Below are 237 nucleotides of genomic sequence, written 5' to 3'. Positions count from 1 at the left end.
ACCCCTACTCCTCCACCTTCTCCAACTCCTTCATGCTCATGACGCCCGCCACCCCCCCCTCCTCCTGACCCACCACCACTCCATCCCCTCCCCCATCCCCACCTACCTCCACCCCATCCACCCCCACCACACTTCTCCACAACCTTCTCCACACCTCTCCACAACTCACACCGTTCTCATTCCACTCCTTCCAACCTTCCCTATCCCTCCCCCCCCCGGTGGCGCTCCCCGACGACC

At 63.7% G+C, this 237-nt stretch carries 1 protein-coding gene; it reads right to left on the bottom strand.

What is annotated here, in order from left to right; all coding sequences use genetic code 11:
• Positions 1–4: 4 nt before the first annotated feature.
• A partial coding sequence (locus FS793_RS16880) for a hypothetical protein (protein WP_222123790.1) occupies positions 5–237 on the bottom strand: 233 nt, incomplete at its 5' end.

Source organism: Agrococcus jejuensis (genome assembly GCF_007679035.1).
In the GTDB taxonomy this organism is placed as follows: Bacteria; Actinomycetota; Actinomycetes; order Actinomycetales; family Microbacteriaceae; genus Agrococcus; species Agrococcus jejuensis_A.
Note: the sequence above shows the minus strand (reverse complement) of the source record. Positions and strands in the feature narration are given on the sequence as shown.